The sequence below is a fragment of the Streptomyces uncialis genome, from assembly GCF_001905345.1.
Classification (GTDB): domain Bacteria; phylum Actinomycetota; class Actinomycetes; order Streptomycetales; family Streptomycetaceae; genus Streptomyces; species Streptomyces uncialis.
Genome location: NZ_LFBV01000002.1, coordinates 923,108 through 946,330, shown reverse-complemented (window position 1 = coordinate 946,330; position 23,223 = coordinate 923,108). Strand labels below are relative to the sequence as shown.

General features: G+C 72.9%; 16 protein-coding genes. 11 read left to right on the top strand and 5 right to left on the bottom strand.

Annotated features, from left to right (window positions below):
* Window positions 1-83 precede the first annotated feature (83 nt).
* The 7 genes from AB852_RS12320 to AB852_RS12290 are packed head-to-tail and all read left to right on the top strand — an operon-like array spanning window position 84 to window position 11,012.
* On the top strand, window positions 84-1,466 hold the full coding sequence (locus tag AB852_RS12320) for a diaminobutyrate--2-oxoglutarate transaminase (protein WP_073786968.1): 1,383 nt from the start codon (window positions 84-86) through the stop codon (window positions 1,464-1,466).
* Window positions 1,463-3,118: a pyridoxal phosphate-dependent decarboxylase family protein gene (locus tag AB852_RS12315; protein WP_079184544.1), complete on the top strand. Its 1,656-nt coding sequence runs from the start codon at window positions 1,463-1,465 to the stop codon at window positions 3,116-3,118. Before AB852_RS12320 ends, AB852_RS12315 begins: the two co-directional genes overlap by 4 nt.
* Window positions 3,115-4,992: an IucA/IucC family protein gene (locus tag AB852_RS12310; protein WP_073786955.1), complete on the top strand. Its 1,878-nt coding sequence runs from the start codon at window positions 3,115-3,117 to the stop codon at window positions 4,990-4,992. The genes AB852_RS12315 and AB852_RS12310 overlap by 4 nt, the downstream gene beginning before the upstream one ends.
* A complete protein-coding gene (locus AB852_RS12305; RefSeq protein ID WP_073786953.1) occupies window positions 4,989-6,422 on the top strand; it encodes a lysine N(6)-hydroxylase/L-ornithine N(5)-oxygenase family protein in 1,434 nt (477 codons plus the stop codon). Before AB852_RS12310 ends, AB852_RS12305 begins: the two co-directional genes overlap by 4 nt.
* On the top strand, window positions 6,419-7,825 hold the full coding sequence (locus AB852_RS12300) for an MFS transporter (protein ID WP_073786951.1): 1,407 nt from the start codon (window positions 6,419-6,421) through the stop codon (window positions 7,823-7,825). The genes AB852_RS12305 and AB852_RS12300 overlap by 4 nt, the downstream gene beginning before the upstream one ends.
* Entirely contained in the window at window positions 7,822-9,657 is a 1,836-nt protein-coding gene (locus AB852_RS12295; protein WP_073786949.1) for an IucA/IucC family protein, read from the top strand. Before AB852_RS12300 ends, AB852_RS12295 begins: the two co-directional genes overlap by 4 nt.
* Window positions 9,654-11,012: a glutamine synthetase family protein gene (locus tag AB852_RS12290; RefSeq protein WP_073786947.1), complete on the top strand. Its 1,359-nt coding sequence runs from the start codon at window positions 9,654-9,656 to the stop codon at window positions 11,010-11,012. The genes AB852_RS12295 and AB852_RS12290 overlap by 4 nt, the downstream gene beginning before the upstream one ends.
* An 83-nt stretch (window positions 11,013-11,095) precedes the next feature.
* Here AB852_RS12290 and AB852_RS12285 read toward each other — a convergent pair whose 3' ends face one another.
* Together AB852_RS12285 and AB852_RS12280 are read right to left on the bottom strand one after the other, a co-directional pair.
* A complete protein-coding gene (locus AB852_RS12285; protein ID WP_073786945.1) occupies window positions 11,096-12,049 on the bottom strand; it encodes an ABC transporter substrate-binding protein in 954 nt (317 codons plus the stop codon).
* A 296-nt stretch (window positions 12,050-12,345) separates the two neighbouring features.
* Window positions 12,346-13,173: a LysR substrate-binding domain-containing protein gene (locus AB852_RS12280; protein ID WP_073786943.1), complete on the bottom strand. Its 828-nt coding sequence runs from the start codon at window positions 13,171-13,173 to the stop codon at window positions 12,346-12,348.
* 58 nt (window positions 13,174-13,231) lie between these two features.
* Between AB852_RS12280 and AB852_RS12275 the strand changes: the two genes are divergently transcribed.
* Window positions 13,232-13,639, top strand: a complete 408-nt coding sequence (locus tag AB852_RS12275; protein ID WP_073786941.1) for a DUF5997 family protein — start codon at window positions 13,232-13,234, stop codon at window positions 13,637-13,639.
* A gap of 157 nt (window positions 13,640-13,796) precedes the next feature.
* Here AB852_RS12275 and AB852_RS12270 read toward each other — a convergent pair whose 3' ends face one another.
* Window positions 13,797-14,972, bottom strand: coding sequence for an epoxide hydrolase family protein (locus AB852_RS12270; protein ID WP_073786938.1), 1,176 nt, complete (start codon window positions 14,970-14,972; stop codon window positions 13,797-13,799).
* Window positions 14,973-15,035: 63 nt separating this feature from the next.
* Between AB852_RS12270 and AB852_RS12265 the strand changes: the two genes are divergently transcribed.
* On the top strand, window positions 15,036-16,052 hold the full coding sequence (locus tag AB852_RS12265; RefSeq protein WP_073786936.1) for a helix-turn-helix transcriptional regulator: 1,017 nt from the start codon (window positions 15,036-15,038) through the stop codon (window positions 16,050-16,052).
* Window positions 16,053-16,241: 189 nt separating this feature from the next.
* Here the strand turns inward: AB852_RS12265 and AB852_RS12260 are convergent, their stop codons facing one another.
* Entirely contained in the window at window positions 16,242-20,120 is a 3,879-nt protein-coding gene (locus tag AB852_RS12260) for an FG-GAP-like repeat-containing protein (protein ID WP_073786934.1), read from the bottom strand.
* Between the two features lie 396 nt (window positions 20,121-20,516).
* On the opposite strand from AB852_RS12260, the gene AB852_RS39695 reads away from it, so the two are divergent.
* Both AB852_RS39695 and AB852_RS12255 read left to right on the top strand, forming a co-directional pair.
* Entirely contained in the window at window positions 20,517-20,660 is a 144-nt protein-coding gene (locus tag AB852_RS39695) for a hypothetical protein (RefSeq protein ID WP_178390995.1), read from the top strand.
* Between the two features lie 246 nt (window positions 20,661-20,906).
* The gene (locus tag AB852_RS12255) at window positions 20,907-21,497 is read left to right on the top strand and encodes a DoxX family membrane protein (protein WP_245876732.1); all 591 of its coding nucleotides are present in this window, start codon (window positions 20,907-20,909) and stop codon (window positions 21,495-21,497) included.
* Window positions 21,498-21,685: 188 nt separating this feature from the next.
* Here AB852_RS12255 and AB852_RS12250 read toward each other — a convergent pair whose 3' ends face one another.
* Window positions 21,686-23,131: a glyceraldehyde-3-phosphate dehydrogenase gene (locus tag AB852_RS12250; protein WP_073786931.1), complete on the bottom strand. Its 1,446-nt coding sequence runs from the start codon at window positions 23,129-23,131 to the stop codon at window positions 21,686-21,688.
* Window positions 23,132-23,223 lie beyond the last annotated feature (92 nt).

Below are 23,223 nucleotides of genomic sequence, written 5' to 3'. Positions count from 1 at the left end.
AGACAGGCCGGCCCGACCAGGGGCCCGGTCGTACTCCACGCTGTCCGCTCCCTCTCACAACCCCCATCAGGAGCAGATTCCCCATGACCGTGCACCCCGCCGAGCGCACCGGCACCGGCCACTCCGCGATCCTGGAGCGCCAGCGTTCCCGTGAGTCCTCGGCCCGTACCTACGCACGCTCGTTCCCGATCGTCCCCGCCCGTGCCGAAGGCATGTGGGTCGAGGGCGTGGACGGCCGCCGCTACCTCGACTGCCTGTCGGGTGCCGGCACCCTGGCCCTCGGCCACAACCACCCGGTCGTACTGGAGGCCGTGCGGCGCACCCTGGACAGCGGGGCCCCGCTGCATGTCCTGGACCTGGCGACCCCCGAGAAGGATCGATTCACCGACGCCCTGTTCGCGACCCTGCCCAGCGGCTTCGCCGACAAGGCCCGTGTCCACTTCTGCGGTCCCACCGGGACGGACGGCGTCGAGGCGGCGTTCAAACTGATGCAGACCGCGACCGGCCGCCGCGGAATCCTCTCCTTCGGCGGCGGCTACCACGGGATGACCGCGGGCGCGCTGGCCGCCTCCGGCGGCGTCACCACCCGGACGCCGGTGCCCGGCATCGCCGCCGATGTGACCCGGCTCCCCTACCCGTACCCCTACCGCTGCCCGTTCGGCGTCGGCGGTGACCAGGGCGCGCGGCTGTCCGCCACCTACACCGAGCGGCTGCTCGACGACCCCAACGGCGGCGTCGTACCGCCCGCGGCGATGATCGTCGAAGCGGTGCAGGGCGAGGGCGGCGCCGTACCCGCGCCCGACGACTGGATGCGCGAGATGCGCAGGATCACCGCGGAGCGCGACATCCCCCTCATCATCGACGAGGTGCAGACCGGGGTCGGGCGCACCGGCGCCTTCTGGGCCGTCGAGCACAGCGGGATCGTCCCCGACGCGATGGTCATGTCGAAGGCGATCGGCGGCAGCCTCCCGCTCGCGGTGCTCGTCTACCACGAGGACTACGACGGCTGGCTGCCCGGCGCCCACACCGGCACCTTCCGCGGCAACACCCTCGCCATGGCGGCCGGTACGGCGACCCTGGAGTACGTGACGGAGCAGGGCCTCGCCGAGCGTGCCGCGGTCGTCGGCGCGCGGATGACGGAGCGGTTGAACGCCCTGCGTTCCTCGCTGCCCGCGATCGGTGACGTGCGGGGCCGCGGGCTGATGATCGGTGTCGAACTGGTCGACCCGGACGCCGAGCCCGACGCGTGCGGCGCGCGTCCCGTCGACCCGCGGACGGCGGTCCAGGTGCGCACCGCGTGCCTGGAGCGCGGGCTCATCGTGGAGCTGGGGGGCCGGTTCGACTCGACGGTCCGGCTGCTGCCGCCGCTGATCATCTCCGACGAGCAGGTCGAGGCCGTCCTGGACCGGCTGACCGACGCCATCGCCACGGTGACCGCGCTGCGCACCTCCGGAGCCTCCTCATGACCCACGATCTCGGCCTCGCGACCGCGCCGGGCGGCGGTCTCACCACGGCCCTGCCGGACCCGCCCACGGCCTCGCACCAGGACAGCGGCCCCGACCCGGTCCCCGTGACCCCCCTGCGTCCCCTCGCCCCGCCGCCCGGGCGGACCAGCGCCACCGGCCCGGTCGCACCGGCCGCCGCGCCGACGCCCGCGCTGTCCGGTGGGGCGGACGGTCCCGACGCCCTCGACCCGCTGATCCGTACCGTGCTCGACGCCCTCGCCCGGGGGGCCGCCCGCCGCGGCGGACCGCTGCCCGAGGGCACCCCGCGCGAGCTGGCGGCGGAGGTCGTACGGGCCTTCACCGCGGCCGACGGCGACGAGGCGCTGGGCCTGCTCACCGAGGTACTGGCGCACGGCAGCGCCGACCCGGCCGACCCGCTGTGCGCCGCGCATCTGCACTGCCCGCCGCTGGCCGTCGCGGTGGCCGCCGATCTCGCGGTGTCCGCGCTGAACCCCTCCCAGGACTCCTGGGACCAGGCGCCCGCGGCGACGACCCTGGAGACGCTGCTCCTCCAGGAACTGGCCGCGCTCGTCGGCTATGACCCGGTCGCCGCGGCCGGGGTGCTCACCTCGGGGGGCACCGAGTCCAATCTGATGGGCCTGATGCTCGCCCGTGACCGGGTCCTCGGCCGCGCCGCCGGACGCCAGGTCGAGCTGGCCGGGGTGCCCGCCACCGGGGCCCGGCCCCGGATCTTCGCCTCCTCCGCCGCTCACTTCTCGGTGGCGCGTTCCGCGGCCCTGCTGGGCCTCGGCGAGGACGCGGTCGTGTCCGTCCCGGTCGACCATGAACTGCGGATGCTGCCCGACTCCCTCGCGGCGGCCCTGCGCGAGAGCGCCGACCGGGGGGAACTGCCCCTCGCGATCGTCGCCACCGCCGGGACCACCGACACCGGAGCCGTCGACCCGCTGGGCCGCTGCGCGGAACTGGCCGCGGAGTACGGCGCCTGGCTGCACGTGGACGCCGCCTACGGGGGCGGCGCCCTGCTGTCCGACCGGCTCGCCCCGCTGCTCGACGGCATCGAACGGGCCGACTCCGTCTCCCTCGACTGGCACAAACTGGGCTGGCAGCCCGTCGCCGCGGGTGTCTTCCTCGCCCGCCGCGCCGAGACCTACGCCTCCCTCGCCCGGCGCGCGGTCTACCTCAACCCGCAGGACGACGAGGAGGCCGGGTACCCCAGTCTGCTCGGGCTGTCCCTGCGCACCACCCGCCGCGCGGACGCCTTCAAGATCGCCGTCACCCTGCGCACCCTGGGCCGCGCCGGTCTGGGCGCCCTGGTCGACACCTGCCACGAACTGGCCCGCCAGGGCGCGCTGGCCGTCCGCGCGGAACCCCGGCTCGAACTGCACGCCGAACCCGTGCTCACCGCCTTCCTGTTCCGCTACGTGCCCGAGGGCGCCGACCCCGCGTACACCGACGAGGTCAACGCGGCGCTGCGGCGCAGGCTGCTGCGCGAGGGCCGGGCGGTCGTCGGCCGGACCGAACTGCCGGGCGAGGGCCCGGGACGCGTCCGGCTCAAGCTGACACTCCTCAACCCCCGTACCTCCGCGCAGGACGTCGCACGGCTGGTGCGGACCGTCGTGGCGGCCGGCCTCGCCGAGGAGGAAGGCCGGTGACCCCCCACGACGCCCCCGCATCCGTCCCCGGACCCACGGGCACGCCGACGCAGGACCCCGCGCCGGGCACCGCGTCCACGCAGGACCCCGCGCCCGACCGGACGCTGGCCGACCCCCGTACCCGTCCCGACCCGCTCGACGACCCCGACCCGCTGCGGGCGGGCGACGCGGCGGCCACGGAGACCCTGCTGCGGGCCTACGTACGTGAGACCGGCACCCGGGTGCCCGAGGCCGGGCAGGTACTGGTGCTGGATCTGCCCGCCAGCGGGATCACCCTGTCCGTGCCGGTACGCCACCGCTCGGCCACCGGCTGGCACCGCTTCGACGTGCCCCGGGTGTCCGCCGACGGCGGTGGGCCCGACGCCGACGCGTCACTGGTCGCGGCGGCCCTGATCCGCGAGACGACACTGGGCCGCGGCGTGGGCCCCCATCTCGGGGGCGACGCCGCCGCCCGCGTCCTCAACTCCGCGCGGCGCACGGCCGCACACCTCGCCCGCCGCCGGACGGAGGGCGACGGCGGACGGGGACCGACCCCGTTCCTCGACGCCGAACAGGCACTGCTCCTGGGGCATCCGTTCCATCCGGCGCCCAAGAGCCGTGAGGAGGCGTCCGACGCGGAACTGGAGTCCTACTCACCCGAGTTGCGCGGCTCCTTCCCGCTGCACTGGTTCGCCGCGCACCCGGACGTCGTCGTCGGTGACAGCGCGGACCCCCGCTCACCCCGGGACCTGCTGGCCCCGCTCGCCGCCGGACTCGACGTGCCCGACGGCTGGGCCGCCGTGCCCGCCCACCCCTGGCAGGCCCGGGACGTGCTCGCCCGCCCGGAGGTCGCCGCGCTCGTGGACGCCGGACTCCTGCGCCCGCTCGGCGCGGGCGGACCCGCCTGGTACCCCACGTCCTCCGTACGGACCGTCCACCGGCCCGACGCCGAGGTGATGCTGAAACTGTCCCTCGGTATGCGGATCACCAACTCCCGCCGCAACAACCTGCGTTCCGAGATGCGTCTCGGTGTGCGGGCCACCCAGCTGCTGGCCGCCGGGCCGGGGGACTGGCTGCGCGCCGAGCACCCCGAGTTCGGCATCCTGCGGGAGTTCGCCTGGATCTCGGTCGGAGCGGAAGGACCGGAGACGGGACTGGAGACCGCGTTCCGCGACAACCCCTTCCGGGGCACGGGCGAGCCCGAGGGCCTGTGCGTGGCCGGTCTGCTCGCCGAGCGCACCGGCCCCGGCGACGGCCGCCCGCCCCGGTACCGCGCCCAGCTCTGCCAGGCGGTCGAACACGCCGCGCGGACCGGCGGGACCACCGTCGCCGAGGCGTCGGAGCGCTGGGTCGAACGGTATCTGCGCGTGCTCGCCGTCCCCCTGATCCGGCTGCACGCCCGGTACGGCATCGCGCTGGAGCCGCACCACCAGAACGTCCTCGTGACGCTCGACGACCAGGGGCTGCCGTCCGCGGGCTGGTACCGCGACAGCCAGGGCTACTATCTGGCCGCCTCCCGGGCCGACGACATCGAACGGCTGCTGCCCGGCGCGAGTGACGGCGTGGAACTCGTCTTCGACGACGCCTTCGTCGACGAACGCGTCGCCTACTACCTCGGCGTCAACAACCTCCTCGGCCTCGTCGGCGCCTTCGGCGCGCTGGGGCTCGCCGACGAGGAACGCCTGCTGGGCGTCGTACGCGCCGTGCTGGAGCGGCTGCGCGCGGCCGAACCCGCCGCCAAGGGCCTGCTCGGACTGCTGCTCGACGCCCCCGTACTGCGCTGCAAGGGCAACTACCTGACCTGCGTGGACGGGCTGGACGAACTCGTCGGCGACGTCCACACCCAGTCCGTCTACATCGATCTCGCCAATCCCCTCACGGAGGCCCAGCGGTGACCGCCCCCACGCCCGCCGACCACGATTCCCCCTACGACCTCGTCGGGATCGGCATCGGCCCGTTCAATCTGTCGCTGGCGGCGCTGGCCGATCCGGTACCCGGTTTCCGGTCCCTGTTCCTCGACTCCCGGCCCGGGTTCTCCTGGCACCCCGGGATGCTGATGGAGGGCACCACCCTCCAGGTGCCGTTCCTCGCGGACCTCGTCACCATGGCCGACCCGACCAGCCGGTGGTCGTACCTCAACTATCTGCGCCACCACGACCGGATGTTCCGGTTCTTCTTCTCGGAGCGGTTCCACATACCGCGCCGCGAGTACGACGACTACTGCCGCTGGGTCGCCGAGGGCCTCGACTCCTGCCGCTTCGGCGCCGAGGTCGTCGCGCTGGAATGGGACGAACGGGCGGACGCCTTCGCGGTCGTCCACCGCTCCGAGGGCACCGAGACCCGGGTACTGGCCCGCCAGGTCGTCCTCGGGGTCGGCACCGACCCGGTGGTCCCCGCCGCGCTGCGCGGACTGATGACCGGGGCGCACGCCGACCGGGTCATGCACAGCGCCGACTACCGCACCCACCGCGCCCGGCTGGCCGCCGCCGACGACGTGACCGTGATCGGCTCCGGCCAGTCCGGTGCCGAGGTCGCGCTCGACCTGCTGCGCCACCAGGACGGCGAGGGACAGGGCGGCCCGTTCGTACGCTGGCTGGCCCGCACCACCGCGTTCGCGCCCATGGAGTACTCCAAGATCGGCCTCGAACACTTCACCCCGGACTACATCCACTACTTCCGCGGACTGCCGGAGGCCACCCGTGAGCGGCTCGTCCGCGAGCAGTGGCAGCTCTACAAGGGCGTCAGCGGCGACACCCTGGGCGAGATCTACGACGAGCTGTACGAGCGCACCATCGGCGGCGGCGACCCCCGGGCGGCCCTGCACCCCGGTGTGGAGCTCATCGGCGCCGTCGCGGACGGCGACGGCTATGTGCTCACCTGCCGTTCCCAGCAGCAGGACGAGCCGTTCGAGGTGCGCACCTCGGCCGTGGTCTCCGCGACCGGCTACTGCGCCTCCCGGCCCGCGTTCCTGAAGCCGCTGACCGACCTCGTCGACTGGGACGACAAGGGCCGCTACCAGGTGGACGGCGACTACCGCGTCGCCCTCGACCCGCGCGTCACCGGCACCCTCTACGTACAGAACGCCGAGATGCACACCCATGGTGTCGGCGCCCCCGACCTCACCCTCGGCGCCTGGCGCTCCGCGACGATCCTGAACGCCGCCACCGGCCGCGACGTGCTGCCCATGGCCGCCCGGCAGGCGTTCACGACCTTCGGCACCCCGCCCGACGCCGCCCGGCCCGACGCCTCCGGGGCCGCCGGTCCCGGGGCGGGCGCGCAGCTGCCCGCGGACCCGGCGGCGACATCCTCCGGCGGGCCGCGGTGACGGTCAAGGACCGCGCCGCCGGAACGGGACGGCAGGCCAGGTCGGTCCTCCTGTCCGTCATCGGGCTGCACCTCGTCGCCGAGACCGCGCTGACCCCCTTCCTGCCGCAGCTCTTCGACCGGCTGTACGACATCGAGGACCCGCAGGCCACGGGTGTCTACATCTGGATCTGCCGCATCGTCGGACTGGCCGCCCTGCCGCTCTGGGGTCTGGCGGCCCGCCGGTGGACCCTGCACCGGCTGGTGCTGGCCGGACTGTGCGGCTCCGCCGTGTTCGACCTGCTGCTCGGCATGGCACCCAGCTACGCCGCGTACACCGTGCTGTCGACGCTCGTCGTGGCGACCAACAGCGCCCTGCTGCTGGCGTACCCGGCGTTCATCGCCGAGCACGGCGACGAGTCCGAGGACGGGGAGGGCGGGCGGCTGGCCGGGGTGTGCACCCTGGTCGTCGTCTTCCATCTGTCCGTGGTGGTGTCCACCCTGGTCGGCGCCGGGGTGCTGGCGCTGCCCAACCCCAGGATCGGCATCTCCGCGTTCGCCGTCCTCGACATCCTGCTGGCCGTCCTCACCTACCGCATCCTCGGCAGGCGTTCCGGCGCCCGGGCGGCGGCACCCGCTCCCGTCCCGCTGGACGCGGAGGCGACAGCCACCGACACCGCCGCCACCGGTACCGCGCCCCGCACCGCCGCGGTGCCGGGCGTGGCCATGGACCGGCGGGCGTGGTTCACCGTGCTCGCCTTCGTCGCGATGATCGGGGTCGCGTTCGACTTCTCCGTGAACGTGGCACGGCCCTTCTTCACCGAGTTCTCCGAAGGACTCGGCAGCGGCTCCGTGGGCTCCGCGGTGCTGTTCTTCCTGCCGAGCCTCTCCGCCCTCGCGGTGCTCCCGCTGGTACGCCGCTGCCACGCCCGGCTCGGTGACCGGCTGCTGCCCGCCGCCCTCGCGGTGGGCACCGTCGGGCTCGCCTGGTCATGGCTCGCCGACTCCCTGCCCGCCCTCGTCGGCGGACGTCTGCTGTACGGGGTCGGCCTCGGCCTCGGCCAGGTCGCCGTCGAACTGTGGGTGTTCCGCGCGACCGGCACCGCCGGACCCGCGTACACGGCCGTGGAGACCGTCCGCAACGCCGGACTGCTCGCCGCCCCGCTCGCCGCCGCCGCGGCCGTCTCCCACGATCTGGCACTGCCCCTCGCGGTCGCCGCCGGAGTACAGTTCGGCGCCGTCCTGCTGGCCCTGCGGCGCTCACGCGCCACCGTCGCCGGGACGCCCCCGCCCCCGCACGACCCGCCTGCGAACGACCCGCCGACCGGGTCCGGCCGCACCACGATCGCGGGCCCCGCGCCCGCCCGCCGTGCCCCCGACCCCGCCCTCACGGCCCCCGCACGATCCAAGGAGAACACCGTATGAACAGCGCAGTCCGCGACGCCTGGGACGAGGCGGGCCGACGCTTGCTCACCAAGGCCGTGGAGGAACTCGCCTACGAGGAACTGCTCGTGCCCGTCCCGGACCCCTCCGCGGACACCCCCGACGCGTACCGGCTGGACCTCACCGAAGGTGTCCACTGGACCTTCCGCGCCACCCGCGGCACCTTCGCCACCTGGCGGCTGGTGCCCGGCACCCTCGCCCGCCACCCCGAACCCGCCGACGGCGGCGCGCCCGGACCCGAACACCTCCTGCTCGACGCCCGCCCCGGGCTCGGCTGGGACGGCCCCACCACCGCCGAGGTACTGCGCGAACTCACCGCCACCCGCCGCGCCGAGGCCCAGCTGATCTCCCGCGCGCTGCCCGCCGCGGCCCTCGCCGACCTCGACCAGCTGGACCTGGAGGCGCACCAGGACGGCCACCCCTGCATGCTCCTCAACAAGGGACGCCTCGGCTTCTCCGCGTCCGACGCCGCCGCCTACGCCCCCGAGTCCGCGGGCTCCGTCCAACTGCTGTGGGCGGCCGTCCACCACAGCATCGCCGCGTACGCCGGGGTGCCCGGCCTCGACGCGGACACCCTCCTCACGGAGGAACTGGCCGAGGCCACCCGGGAGACGTTCGCGGACACCCTGCGCACCGCGTGCGGGGCGGGCGGGCCCGACCCCGCCGACTTCCACTGGCTGCCCGTGCATCCCTTCCACTGGGACGAGGCGGTCGCGACCCTGTTCGCCCCGTACCTCGCGGACGGCCGGATCGTCCTCCTCGGCGAAGGCCCCGACCGCTACCGGCCCCTCCAGTCCATCCGCACCCTGGCCAACCTCGACCATCCGCACCGCCGCAATGTGAAGGTGCCGCTGCTGATCCGCAACACCCTCGTCTGGCGCGGACTCTCGCCCCGGCCCACCGAGGCGGCCCCCGACGTCAGCGCCTGGCTGCACACCGTGCGCGACGCCGACCCGTACCTGGGCGACGAACTGCGCTTCCACCCGCTGGGCGAGGTCGCGGGCGTCGCCGTGGGCCACCCGCTGTACGACTCCGTCGAGGACGCCCCGTACCGCTACCACGAACTGCTCGGCGCCGTATGGCGGGAGCCCGTCACCGGGGTGCTGCGCGACGGCGAGCGGGCCCGCACCATGGCCGCCCTGCTCAAGGTCGGCTCCGACGGACGCGCCCTGGTGGCCGAACTGGTGGACCGCTCCGGACTGCCGCCCCGCGCCTGGCTCGAACGGTTCTTCGCGGCCCTCCTCCCCGGACTGCTCCACTACCTGTACCGCTACGGGGTGGCCTACTGCCCGCACGGCGAGAACACCGTGGTCCTCTACGACTCCACCGACCGGCCGATCGGCATCGCGGTCAAGGACTTCGCCGAGGACGTCAATCTGCTGCCCGGCAGCCACCCCGAGTACGAGGCCCTCTCCGCACGCGCGGACGCCCTGCTGCTGCGCTGGCCGCCCGGCGAGCTGGCGCACTCCCTGCTCAGCGCGGTGTTCGCCGGTCACTTCCGGTTCTTCGCCCCGCTGGCCGCCGACCAACTCGGCGTACCCGAGGACGAGTTCTGGGCCCTGGTACGCGCCGAGATCGAGCGCTACCACGCCCGGTTCCCCGAACTGGCCGACCGCTTCGAGGACTTCGGACTGCTCGCCCCCGAGTTCGACCGGGTCGCGCTCAACCGCGAACAGCTGCTCGGCGGCGGCTTCCACGACCGCTCCGAGAAGGACGAGGGCTTCGACGTCGTCCACGGCACCCTCCACAACCCTCTCTTCCGACCGGCCGCCGCCCCCGGGCACACGGCCGCAGCGCCCCAGGAGCGGATATGACCGACTCACCGTACGAGCGGCTGCGGGCCGAGGCCGAAGCGGGACGCGCCCTGGAGGTCATCGTCGGTGTCCCCGACCTCCAGGGCCGCATCCAGGGCAGCCGGCTGTCCGTCCCCTACTTCCTCGACGAGGCGGCCCGTGACGGTGTCGGCGCCTGTGTCTACCTCCTGGCCTCCGACGTCGACATGGACACCGGCCCGGGATACGCCATCGACGCCTGGCGCAGCGGCTTCGGCGACTTCGTGCTGCGCCCCGACCCCGGGACCCTGCGCACCCTGCCCTGGGACGAGGGAACCGCGCTCGTCCTCGCGGACGCCGTGTGGCCGGACGGCGAACCGGTCGACGTCGCACCCCGGCACGTCCTGCGCACCCAGCTCGACCGGCTCGCCTCCCGCGGGCTGACCGCCTTCGCGGGCACCGAGCTGGAGTTCCTGGTCTTCGACGAGACGTACCGCCAGTCCTGGGACCGGAGTTACGCGGGACTGCGGCCCGCCACCGACTACAACGTCGACTACTCCCTCCAGGGGCTCGGCGCCCTCGAACCGGTGGTGCGCCGCATCCGCCGCGAGATGGTCCGCGCCGGGCTCACCATGGAGAGCGCCCGGGCCGAGTGCCACGCCGGACAGTACGAGATCGTCTTCCGCTACGACGAGGCGATGACCACCTGCGACAACCACGTCTTCTTCAAGTACGGCGCGAAGCAGATCGCGGAGCAGGAAGGCGTCGCCCTCACCTTCATGCCCAAGTACGACGCGGGCGAGGGCAACTCCTGCCACATCCATCTGTCGCTGCGCGGCACGGACGGCTCGGCGGTGCTGGCCGACCCGTCCGACCAGGACGGCATGTCGGAGCTGATGCGGCACTTCGTCGCGGGACAGCTCGCCTGTCTGCCGGACTTCGCACTGCTGATGGCACCGAACATCAACTCGTACAAGCGCCTTCAGCCCGGGGCCTTCGCGCCCACCGGGATCGCCTGGGGCCGGGACAACCGCACCTGCCCGATCCGGGTGGTCGGCTCCGGCCACTCGCTGCGTATCGAGCACCGGGTGCCCGGCGGCGACGCCAACCCGTACCTCGCGACGGCCGCGGCGGTCGCGGCAGGTCTGTACGGCATCGAGAACGAACTGACGCCCCCCGCACCGCACTCGGCCAACGCGCTCGGGGACGCGTCGGTGCCCCGGCTGCCGGCCACCCTCGGTGAGGCGGTCCACCGCTGGGAGAACAGCGAGATCGTCGCCAAGGTCTTCGGCGCGTCCGTCGTCCAGCACTACGCGCAGGCCGCGCGCACCGAACTGGCCGCGTTCGAGACGGCGGTCACCGACTGGGAGCGGGTCCGCGGCTTCGAACGCATGTGACCTGACAGCGGCAAAGGCGGTGGGCCCCGGTCACGGAACGTTCCGTGACCGGGGCCCACCGCCTTTGCCGCCGCGTGCGGTACTTACGAGAGCTGCTCACGCATCTGGTCGAGAATCTGACCGGCGCCGGTGTAGCCGATGCCCAGCATCCACAGGCTGTCGTCCACCTTGTACGTCTTGCCGCTCTTCACCGCGCCGAGCCGCTTCCACAGGGCGCCCCCGGTGATGGAGGTCTCCTTGGCCTTGGCGGGGTCGCCGTAGGTGGAGTAGAAGATGACGTCCGAGTCGGCCTCGTTGATCCGCTCGGGGCTGACGTCGAGGGAGAAGCCCGTCTTGTCGACGTTGGCGGGACGGCCGACCTTCAGATCCTTCAGGATGCTGCCGACGAACGTGTCGTTCATGTACAGCCGGGTGTCCGCGCCTTCCAGGAAGCGCACGAACCCGACCTTCGTCTTCGCGGCCTTGCCCGCGCCGCCGAGCGCGGTGGTGACCTCGCCGATCGCCTTCTCGTAGCCGGCGACGGCCTTGGCGGCCTCGTCCTTCTTCCCGAGCACATCGGCGTGCAGGGTGAAGTTCTTGCGCCAGTCGGGCCCGGTGGTCTCCGTGAAGACGGTCGGCGCGATCTTGGTCAGCTCGTCGTAGTTCTTCTCGTCACGGGCCTTGCTGCTGATGATCAGGTCCGGGTCGAGCCCGTGGATCGCCTCAAGGTTGGGCTCCGCGATGAGACCGACCTTCTTGACGCCCTTCAGCTTGTCCTCGGGGAGGTACGTGGACAGCGGCGCGCCTCCCTCGGAGGTGACCGCGCCGACCGGGGTGACCCCGAGGGTGACGGCCGAGTCGAGGGCGTCGGTGTCCAGGACCACGACCCGCTTGGGCTCGTTCGGCACCTTCACCTTGCCCATGACGGTCGTCACGGTACGCGTGTCGCCTCCGCCGTCCGACTTCTTGGCGTCATCCCCGTCGGAGCCGCAGGCGGACAGGGTGAGCGCGGCCACGGCGGCGAATGCTGCGGTGCGACGGGTACGAGTGGTCGACATGGGTGGAAATGCCTTTCCTGACAGGGCCCTTGACCCAACAAGACGTTAGTTAGGTAAACCTCACCTTAATACGACCGGTGGGGTGGTGAAGGCCGTTGTCCCGGTTCGTTACCTGACGGACCGACCGCCGCCGTGCCGGAGCGGCTGCCCGCCCCGGACGGCGCGAAACCACGGCCGCGCGGGCGCGCGCGCCCGTCGGGGTGCGAGGGGTTCAGGCCGTCCCGGGTCCGCGTGCGCGGCGGGCGAAGTGGGTTCGGGTGTGCGGCGCGGCGGGATACGGGCGTACGCCGAGCGGGTTACGGGCGGCGGCGCGGTTTGCCGTGCTTGGCCCCGGCCTTGCCGCCGCTCTTGCCTCCGGCCTTACCGCCGGACTTGCCGCCCTGCTGCGTCCGGCCCGCGGCACCGCCCCGGCGGCCACCGCCGCCCGCCGCGCCCCCGGCGGACCCCCGCCCGGCACCCGCACCGGGACGGCCGCGCTGCTTCTTGTCGGCCGGTGCCGGAGCCTGCGCCGCCGTACGGCCCCGTGTGCTGTTGACCGTCCGCCCGCGCACGATCCCGATGAACTCCTCCACCAGGTCCGTCGTCCGCTCCTCCGGCCACGACAGGGCGACCCGGGACTCCGGCGCGTCCACCACCGGACGGTAGGTGAGGTCCTTGCGGTGGTGCAGCCGGGCGATCGACTGGGGGACGACCAGTACGCCCACCCCCGCCGCCACCAGATCGACGGCGTCCGCCGTGGTGGCGGGCCGCTCGTTCGCGGCCACCCCCGGCGGACGCTCCCAGCCGAGCGTGTCGTCGAGGGGGCTCAGCACGATCTCGTCGGCGAGATCGGCGACGGACACCTCCTCCACCGCCGTCACCACATGGTCCTTCGGGACCAGGACCACCGTCGTCTCGGTGTACAGGGGGATCGCGCTCAGCTCCGCGCGGTCGACCGGGAGCCGGACGAGCCCCGCGTCGGCCTCCCCGCGGCGCAGCACCCCCTCCGCCTCGGCGGCGGACACCGGGAGCAGGGCCAGCGGTACCTGGGGAAGCCGCTCGTTCCAGACGCGCACCCATTTGGCGGGCGTCGCTCCCGGGACATAGGCGAGCCGGAACGAGGAGGGGGCTTCCGAGACTGTCACCTGGCCAGGTTACCGGCCGTGGTCGAAGACACCGCACCCGCTCGTTACCCTTGACACCATGACGTCGCACCAGACCGCCCAGACCATGAAGCCCGCGACCGCGGCGAAGAAGCTGGGTGTGTACCTAGAGGCCACCCCCGCAGAGTTCCAGGAGGGTGCCGTCTCGCGCGGTGAGCTGAACGCCCTCCAGACCGATCCGCCGGAGTGGCTGCGCAAGCTGCGCGCCGACGGCCCGCACCCGCGCCCCGTGGTCGCGGCGAAGCTGGGTGTCTCCATCGCCGGTCTCGCGCGCGGCGGGGTCACCGAGCCCCTCACCACCGAGCAGATCGACGCCCTGAAGCAGGAGCTCCCCGGATGGCTCCGCAAGGAGCGCGAGACCCAGGCCGGGGTCCGCAAGGAGACCGTCCGGATCAAGGAGATGCAGGCGGAGAAGGCGGAGAAGGACGCGGCGCGGGACGAGCGCTAGAGCCGTAAGGGCTGCTCCCCGCCCTCCGCCGCGGCCCCGCCCCCGGGGCCGCGTACCCGCTTTCGGGCCCGGGGCCGCACCCGCCCGGGGCCCGCGAGCCTGCCGCGCCCCGGTCACGTCCCGATCCCAGGGCCGCGCCCGCCGCGCCCCGTCCCGGTCACGCCCCGTAGTCGGCGAAGAACTCCCGGATGTCCTGGAGCAGCAGGTCCGGGGCCTCCATCGCCGCGAAGTGACCGCCGCGGTCGTGGTCGGTCCAGCGGACCAGATTGTTGAGCTTCTCCTCGTCCCGGCGCAGCGCGATGTCCTGCACGGTGAACTGCGCGACGGCCAGCGGCACCTCCGAGCGCCGCTGCTCACCCCAGCTCCGCGCGTCCTCGTAGTACAGCGCCGCCGACGACCCGGCGGTCGCGGTCAGCCAGTACAGGGTGGCGTGGGTCAGGAGCACATCGCGGTCGATCGCCTCGTGCGGCAGTTCCTTGGCCAGGTCGGTCATGTCCCGGAACTTGTCGATGATCCAGCCGAGCTGCCCGACGGGTGAGTCGGTGAGTCCGTAGGCGAGGGTCTGCGGACGGGTCGACTGGATGGCGAGGTATCCGCCCGCCTCACCCATGAACTCGTTCATCCGCCGGACCCGGGCCCGCTCACGTTCGGTGAGGGTCGGGTCGTCCTCGGTCGCGCTGGGATACGTGGTGCCGCCGTTGACGTGCAGGGCCACCACCTCGTCCGGCGCGATCAGCGCCAGCGCCCGCGAGATCCCGCTGCCGAAGTCGCCGCCCTGCGCCCCGTACCTGGTGTACCCGAGCCGTCGCATCAGCCGGGCCCACGCCCCGGCGACGCGTTCGGTGCCCCAGCCCGCCTCGTCCACCGGACCGGAGAAGCCGAAGCCGGGGATCGACGGAACGACCAGATGGAAGTCCCGCGACAGCGGCTCCACGAGGTCGAGGAACTCCACGACCGAGCCCGGCCAGCCATGGGTGAGGATCAGCGGCAGCGCGTCGGCCCTGGCCGACCGGATGTGCAGGAAATGGATGTTCTGCCCGTCGATGGTGGTCGTGAACTGCGGATACGCGTTCAGCCGCGCCTCCCACGCCCGCCAGTCGTAGGTGTCGGCCCAGTGGGCGGCCAGTTCCCGCAGATAGCCGACCGGCACCCCCCGGCTCCAGCCCTGGCCGGGGACCTCCCGGGGCCAGCGGGCCCGGTGGATCCGCTCGCGCAGATCGTCCAGCTCGCCCTGCGGGACCGTGATCCGGAAGGGGGTGATCGCCTCGTCCGCCCGCGCCGTGGTGGTGGTGTCCGTCTGCTGCTCGCCCTGCGTGACGTTGTCGCTGTTCATGAGGACCACGTTAGGCAGCGGCTAGGACAGGTTCGGTCCTAGGTGTGAGGCACAGTGGGAGACATGCTGGACACCTCCGCCCGTCTGCTCAGACTGCTCTCGCTCCTCCAGGCCCACCGGGAATGGTCGGGCACGGAACTCGCCGACCGCCTCGGTGTCACCACCCGTACCGTCCGCCGTGACGTGGACCGGCTGCGGGAACTCGGCTACCCCGTGCACGCCGACGCCGGGGTGTCCGGCTACCGGCTCGGGGCCGGGACGAAGCTGCCGCCGCTGCTGCTGGACGACGAGGAGGCGGTGGCGGTCGCCGTCGGGCTGCGTACCGCGGCGGGCGGCACGGTCGAGGGCATCGCCGAGAGCTCGGTACGGGCGCTCGCCAAGCTGGAACAGGTGCTTCCGCCCCGGCTGCGGCACCGCGTCCGGACGCTGGGAGCCATGACGGTGCCGCTCCCCGACGGCGGCCCGGTGGTCCCGCCGGACACCCTGACGGTGATCGCGGCGGCCTGCCGTGACCACGAGACCCTGCGTTTCGACTACCGCTCCCACGACGGCACCGAGTCCCGGCGCGAGGCGCAGCCGCACCGGCTGGTGTCCTCGGGGCGCCGCTGGTACCTCGTCGCGTACGATCCGTCCCGTGCCGGCTGGCGGACGTTCCGCGTCGACCGGCTGACTCCGCGCACCCCCGGCGGACCGCGCTTCACCCCGCGTGAACCGCCCGCCGACGACCTCGCCGGGTACGCCTCGCACGGGTTGTCCACCGCCCCCTACCGCTATCAGGGCCGCTTCACCGTGCATGCCCCGGCGGCCCGGATCGCGGAACATATGTCCCCCTCGGCGGCGACGGTCGAGCCGCTGGACGCGCGGAGCTGCTCGGTCACGGCGGGCTCGGACTCCCTGGACGAACTGGCCCTGTGGGTGGCCCTGCTGGACGCACCCTTCGAGGTGCACGGCCCGCCGGAGCTGGCCGGGCGTCTGCGCACACTGGCGGAGCGGCTGGCGGACGCGGCGAACGGTTCGACGCGGGGCATGGACGCGGAGGGCGCGCGGGACATGGAGGGTGCGGGCGGTGTGCGGGAGTGACGCGACCCGGGGGAGCCGCGTGATCCCGGCTCCTGGGACGGTGCCTTGGTTGTGCGGGACTTGGACGGGACGCTGTCCCCGCCCCGGTGCGGTCGGCCGGGCTTCCGGATGCGACGGGGCGTCCGGCGGCGGCGAAGGGCCCACCGGCGGTGTGCCGGTGGGCCCTCACGGTCGTACGGTCGTGCCGGGTCAGATACGGACCTGGCTCGCCGGGGCGCCCGCGCCGGACGCGATGGTGCCGAGTCCGGCCCAGCCTCCGGTGAGTACCCCGCCGTTGTTCAGCCAGGCGCGGACGGAGCCGTCCGGGGCGACCACCAGGTAGTCGGCCCGGCCGTCGCCGTTCGCCTCGGCGAGGAGGACCTGTCCGCCGGGCGCGCCGACGGCGGGGGCGTACGCGCCGAGGGCGGTCCAGTTGCCGTTGCCGTCCTTGTTGCGCCAGGCCCGGACGGACCCGTCGGCGGCGACCGCCAGATAGTCGGCGCGCCCGTCCGCGTCGATGTCGGCGAAGCGCACCTGGTCGCCCGTGGCACCGGTACCGGTGGCCAGCCGGAAGCCGGTGCCCCAGCCGCCGTTGCCGTCACCGCCGTTGTTGGACCAGGCGCGTACCGAGCCGTCGGCGGCGACCGCGAGATAGTCGGCGCGGCCGTCGGCGTCGATGTCGGCGAAGCGGACCTGGTCACCGGGTGTGCCGGTGCCGGACGCGTACGCGCCCAGCGGGGTCCAGCCGCCGTTGCCGTCGCCGCCGTTGTGCAGCCAGGCGCGTACCGAGCCGTCGGGGGCGACGGCGAGATAGTCGGCGCGGCCGTCCGCGTTGACGTCCGCGAGCCGCACCTGGTCACCGGGGGCGCCGACGCCCGCGGTGATCTGCCCGGCGGGTGTCCAGCCGCCGTTGCCGGTACCGCCGTTGTTGAGCCAGGCCCGGACGGAGCCGTCGGCGGCGACGACGAGGTAGTCGTCGCGGCGGTCGGCGTTGATGTCCGCGAAGCGTGCCTGGGCCCCGGTGGCGCCGACGCTCAGGGCGAAGGTGCCCGCCGCGGTCCAGCCGCCGCCGACACCGGTTCCGTCGCCGCCGTTGTTGAGCCAGCCGCGGACCGCGCCGTTCGCGTCGACCACCAGGTAGTCGGCGCGCCGGTCGGCGTCGAGGTCGGCGAAGCGCACCGAGGAGCCCGGGGCGTTCGCACCCGAGGCGATCTGTCCGGCGGCCGTCCAGCCCGCGGTACCCGTGCCGGCCTTGTTGAGCCAGGCGCGGACCGCGCCGTTCGGGTCCACGGCCAGATAGTCCGCGAAGCCGTCCGCGTTGACGTCGGCGAAGCGGATCTGGTCCGCCGGGACGCCGACCCCCGCGGCGATCGGACCGGCCTCCGTCCAGCCGCCGGTGCCCGTACCGCCCTTGTTCAGCCAGGCGCGTACGGCGCCGTTCGCGTCCACGGCCAGGTAGTCCGCGTAGCGGTCGGCGTTCAGGTCCGCGAAGCGGACGGTCGCCCCCGCGAGGTTCACCCCGGACGCCACCGTTCCGGCGTCGGTCCAGCCGCTGACGCCGGTGCCGCCCTTGTTGAGCCAGGCGCGTACGGCGCCGTTCGCGTCGACCGTCAGATAGTCGGCGTAGCGGTCGCCGTTGAGGTCGGCGAAGCGTACGGAGGAACCGGGCGCGCCCACCCCGGAGGCGATCCGTCCGGCGTCGGTCCAGCCGCCGCGTCCGTTGCCGCCCTTGTTGAGCCAGGCCCGGACGGCGCCGTTGTCCTCCACGACGAGGTAGTCGGCGCGGCCGTCGGCGTTCAGGTCCACCTGGTAGTCACCGAGTCCGGAGCGCGGCGGCGCGGGCCTGACGTCGACCTGCTCGCTGATCCAGCCCGCGCGGGCGACCTGGGCGATGCCGTCGGCGAAGACGCCCGCCATCTTGACGTAACCGGCGTCGTTCGGGTGCAGCCGGTCCCGGAGGTCGGCGGTGGTCAGGGAGCCCATGCCGACATGCGCGATCTTGCGGCCCTGGGCCTGCCGGGCGGCGACGATCCCCGGGATCTCGGCGTTGTACGTGTTGATCCTCGACTGCACCGCCGCCGAGGTGGACGGCACGAGGGAGGCCACGACGATCGCGGTGTCCGGTGACGCGGTGGTGATCTGGTCGATCAGCGCGGCGAGCCGGGCGGGCGCGGTCGCCACCTGGTGGTCGCGGTCCATGTCGTTGGTGCCGATGTGCAGCAGGACGACATTGGGCCTGGCGGTCGCGAGCCAGCTGTCGATGTTCGCGGAGAGGCCCTCGATCAGCCAGCCGGAGTGGCCCTCGTGGTCGGTGTCGGCGAGCTGTCCGTGCTTCTGCGAGCCGACGAAGTCCAGCGCCGGGGTACGGGGCTGGAGCCGGGGCCACAGCGCGGCGCGGTAGCTGGAGCGGGTGGAGCTGCCCGCGCCCTGGGTGATGGAGTCACCGAGCGGCATCACGGTCAGCCGCGGCACGGTCCAGTTCTCGCCCAGCTCGTCGGGCGTGCCGCCGAAACCGGGGGTGTCCTCGCTGTGGACGTAGGTGTTGAGGGTGTCGACGGCGCTCATCGGGTTGCCGCTCTGATAGCGGTCCACGGCGAGGAAGTTGGGCTTCTTGCGGGCGGCCGGTGAGCAGAACCGCTGGGTGCGGTTGAGGATCTTCTCGTTGTCGGTCCCGGCGGTGCCGTCGATGGCCGGGGTGCGGAAGTGGTTCATGACGAAGAGCCGGCGGAACTTCGGCTCCTCCTTGGCCAGCGGGATGCCGTCCCAGCGGCTGCGGCAGGTCCAGTCGGAGTTGCCGACGCCGCCGCCCATCCCCCAGTAGTTCTCGGCCGTCCAGTCCTGGCCGTGCATGAAGCCGAGGCCGGTCTTGTCCCCCCGGTCGGAGAAGAGCAGGAGGCGCTTGTTCTCCCTGACCATCTCGGAGACCCGGGGCCAGCCGTTCGCCTTGACGTTCCACGCCTTGGCGCCGGGAAGCTCGGCGGGCGCGGTGTCCGACGGGTTGAACAGCAGTCCGTCCAGCTGTCCGCCGGGCTTCAGGTCGTCACCGACCTCGGCGTTCAGCTCGTCGTACGTCGTGTAGTCCTCGACGAAGACCGTCACGACCTCGCCCGGGTTCGCCTTGAGGAAGTCGCCGATGACGGTGAACACGTCGGACATGGTCTGGCCGGTCGGCAGACAGAAGAAGTCGATATTGCCCGGCATATGGCACATCCGGACCCGGCCGTTGCGCGTATGGGCGTCCAGCATCAACGCCCGTACGCCGTTGTTGAGCTGGGTGGCGATGGAGTTGGGCTGGGCCGGGGTGGGCGCCCCGCCGTTCGCGTCGTCCTGGTTGTAGTACGCGTTGTGCGTGGTGAGGAAGGTGCGCTGGTCGAACGTGGGGTCGGCCGGCATGGCCCGGTGGGTGGGGGTCACCCGGGTGACGTACCAGAGCTGGGCGTCCACCGACTGGCTCTGGTCGGGGGCGAACGTCACGTCGCCGCCGTTCTCGCGCTTGTCATGGTCGACGGTCAGCGGGGTCTGCAAGGACTCCTGGTACCCGACCGGACGGATCTTGTAGCGCTCGCCCTTCTCCCGCTGGAACACCCAGTCGGTCCCGGACCCGGCGCAGTCCCGGAACGCGAGACGGGCCGCGCCCTCGGCGTTGGAGTCGCGGCCCATGCAACGGTCCGCCTTGGTGCGGCTCTTGACCTTGTAGGCGCCTGCCGTGGCGGACGCCTGGAGGTACCACCACTGGTCGGCCTCGTCGCCCTTGGGCGGCACGGCCCGGAACAGCAGCTCGGTACCGGAGATCTGGTAGCCGCCACCGCCCCGGCCGGCCCCGCCGCCGTCGGCGGCGACACTGTCGCCGACGCTCTGGATGACCACCGTCTCATCGGTGGGCGGTCCGCTCGCACCGGGCGGGGCGGCGGCGGCCGTCTGCACGGTCGCGGCCAGTAGGGCCGCGGTCAGCGACACGGCCAGCAGCCGCACCCCGTGGCGCGCGAGGCGCGCGGGACGCGGTGCGGTGCGGGCGCCGCCGGGGGAGTGGCGGCCGGGTTCGGGCGGGATCGGGCGCGGCTGTCTGCGGAAGCCCGGTATGCGTGGCATGCGTGACCTTCAGGGGTGGGGAGGTGGTGAGGGACCCCCAAGGTCTAGTCCACACAGCGCATGTGATCAACTTTCACCTCCCGCGCACAGTTGCTCCGCGTCATGTCCGGAAGCCCCCGCCGTCCCGCCGCGGAACCGCCGCCCTGGGGGCGGAACCGGACGTTCCGGGGGTTCGGGGCCCGAACGGGAACATCGGACCCGGTCGACGGTCTTGACCGGAAACCGTCAAGGAGTATGGTCTAGACCAAGCACGCTCGCGGGTGCGCCATCAACTCAACGGCCGCTGGTCCCCCACCACCGGACGGCCGGACGGCGCCCCCGTACCGTCGGCCCACGCCGCCCAGGCGTGACCTCGCGTGCTGACGTGCAACCTCCCCCCACACCCAAGGAGTTGCCATGACGGGCAAGCACAGGAACGCTCTCGCCGCCGTCGCGGACACCGCCCCTCTCCTGGCCATGGACCCGCCGCCGCGGTCCTTCCGCGGCCACCAGGCGCGCCCCCGGCGCTCCCGGACCCGCCTGGAGACGAACACCCGCTGATCTGACGGCAGTTGCCGCCGCCGACGGGTCCCCCAAGGCCATGAAGCCGCCGAGGGGCACGTACGGCAGGCCCCGACACAGCCCGCCGCGCACTCGCGCGACGGGCTGACGTCCCCGCCGCCGGACCCCGGCCCGACCGACCGCCCCACCGGAGCGCGCCCACGCGCGACCCCCGGTGCGGGCCGCCGAGCCGACCCCGCGGACGGATGCCGGAACTTCACGATGCCGAAGGGCAGGAGAGCGCGCATGACGGTAACCAACCCGCACCGACCCGGCGTCCCCACGTCGGTCGACACCGTCCTCGTACGGAGGACCCCGGGCGCCCACGCCCGCCCCGCCCCCGACCGGCCGCCGGTCAGCGGCGCCGTCCACGGCCTCGCCGTCCGGATCGCCCTGAGCGGCCCGGTGCTGCTGCGCGTCTCCGTGGGCCTGGTCTTCCTGTGGTTCGGGGTCCTCAAGCTGTTCCCCGCGGTCAGCCCGGCGGAGGAGGTCGCCGTCCGGGCCTCGGCGAAGCTGACGTTCGGGCTGCTGCCCCTGGACGCCATCCTCCCGCTGCTCGCCGTCCTGGAGACGGCGATCGGGATCGGGCTGGTCACCGGGTTCCTGCTGCGCCTCACCCTGACCGTGTTCTTCGCGCACATGGTCGGGGTGTTCTCGGCGCTCTTCGTCCTCCATGAGGAGATGTGGAAGACGGGCACCCCGATCCCGACGATGCTGGGTCAGTACATCATCAAGAACGTCGTCCTGGTGGCCGCGTGTCTCGTCGTCGCGGCCGACGCGTGGCTGCGCGCGCTGCCGCACCCGGGCAATCCGCCGCTGCCACCCGCCGGGCGGTGAGCGACCGGCCGGGCGGCCCCTGCTCGCGTACGCGCATGCCTGGTCGGCCGGGTGATCAGGTGCCGGGCTGACCGTAGGCCGGGTGAGACGCCACGTCCCGCCGCCGGGTGACCGGGGGCGGGACGTGGTGCTGGGTGCGGCGCGCGGTGAGGCGCGGCAGGATCAGGCGGCCGGACCGGGCAGCCGGATCAGGCGGCCGGGGCCGGGTAGGTCGGGTACTCGACGCCCGAGACGTACTGGACGACCCGGACGACCTGGCACGAGTAACCGAACTCGTTGTCGTACCAGAGGTAGAGGATCGCGTTGTCGCCCTCGACCTTGGTGGCGCCCGCGTCGACGATCGAGGCGTGGCGCGAGCCGATGAAGTCGCTGGAGACCGCGTCAGGGGCGGTGATGAAGTCGATCTGACGCTTCAGCGGCGAGGTCAGCGACACCTCACGCAGATGGTCGAGGACCTCCTCGCGGGTGGTCTCGCGTCCGAGCTGGAGGCTGAGGATCGCGATCGAGACATCCGGCACGGGGACCCGGATCGAGCTGCCGGTGATCCGCGCGTCGAGGTCGGGCAGCGCCTTGGCGACGGCGGAGGCGGCACCGGTCTCGGTGATCACCATGTTGAGCGGCGCCGAGCGCCCGCGGCGGTCCGACGAGTGGTAGTTGTCCAGCAGGTTCTGGTCGTTGGTGAACGAGTGGACCGTCTCCACATGACCGCGCAGCACCCCGTACTCGTCGGCCATCGCCTTCAGCGGCGGGACGATCGCGTTGGTGGTGCAGGACGCGCAGGACAGGATCTGCTCGTCCGGCTTGATCATGTCGTGGTTGACGCCGTGCACGACGTTCAGGACATCGCCCTTGCCCGGCGCGGTCAGGACGACCTTGTCGATACCGGGACGGAGGTGCTTCGACAGCCCCTCGCGGTCACGCCACTTGCCCGTGTTGTCGATCAGGATGGCGTCCTTGATGCCGTACGCCGTGTAGTCGACCGTCGTCGGGTCGTCGGAGTAGATCACGCTGATCTCGTTGCCGTTGGCGATGATCCTGCTGTTCTCCTCGTCCACGGTGATCGTGCCCTGGAACTGGCCGTGGATGGAGTCGCGGCGCAGCAGCGACGCCCGCTTGACGAGGTCCTGCCCGGCGCCCTTGCGGACGACGATGGCGCGCAGCCGCAGCCCGTTGCCGGAGCCGGCCTTCTCGATGAGCAGCCGGGCCACCAGCCGCCCGATCCGGCCGAAGCCGTAGAGGACGACGTCGCGCGGCTCGCGGCGCTCGATCTTGTCCTCACCGGTGGCTCCGGCGACGGCCTCCGCGGTGAACTCCCGCACGGTGAGTCCGCGGTCGTCGGCCCGGTAGGTCGCGGCCAGCATGCCGATGTCGATCTGGGACGGCCCGAGATCGAGTGTGGTGAGCGCCTGGAGGAACGGCAGCGTGTCGGTGACCGACAGCTCCTCGTCGGCGATCTGCCGGGCGAACCGGTGGGTCTTGAGGATGCTGACCACCGACTTGTTCACCAGGGAACGGCTGTGGAGCAGGATCGTGACGTCACGCTCCCGGTGCAGCTTCCCGATGACGGGGATCATCGACTCCGCGATCTCCTCGCGGTTCTTCCAGTTGGTGAACGAATCCTCGTTGGCAGTCACAGATCCATCTTTCGAGCTAGGGGGCGCTCATATGCTAACCCGACCGATGATCTGATCGTCCAGGCGGTCCAGCGGATGTGATATGCCGGGAT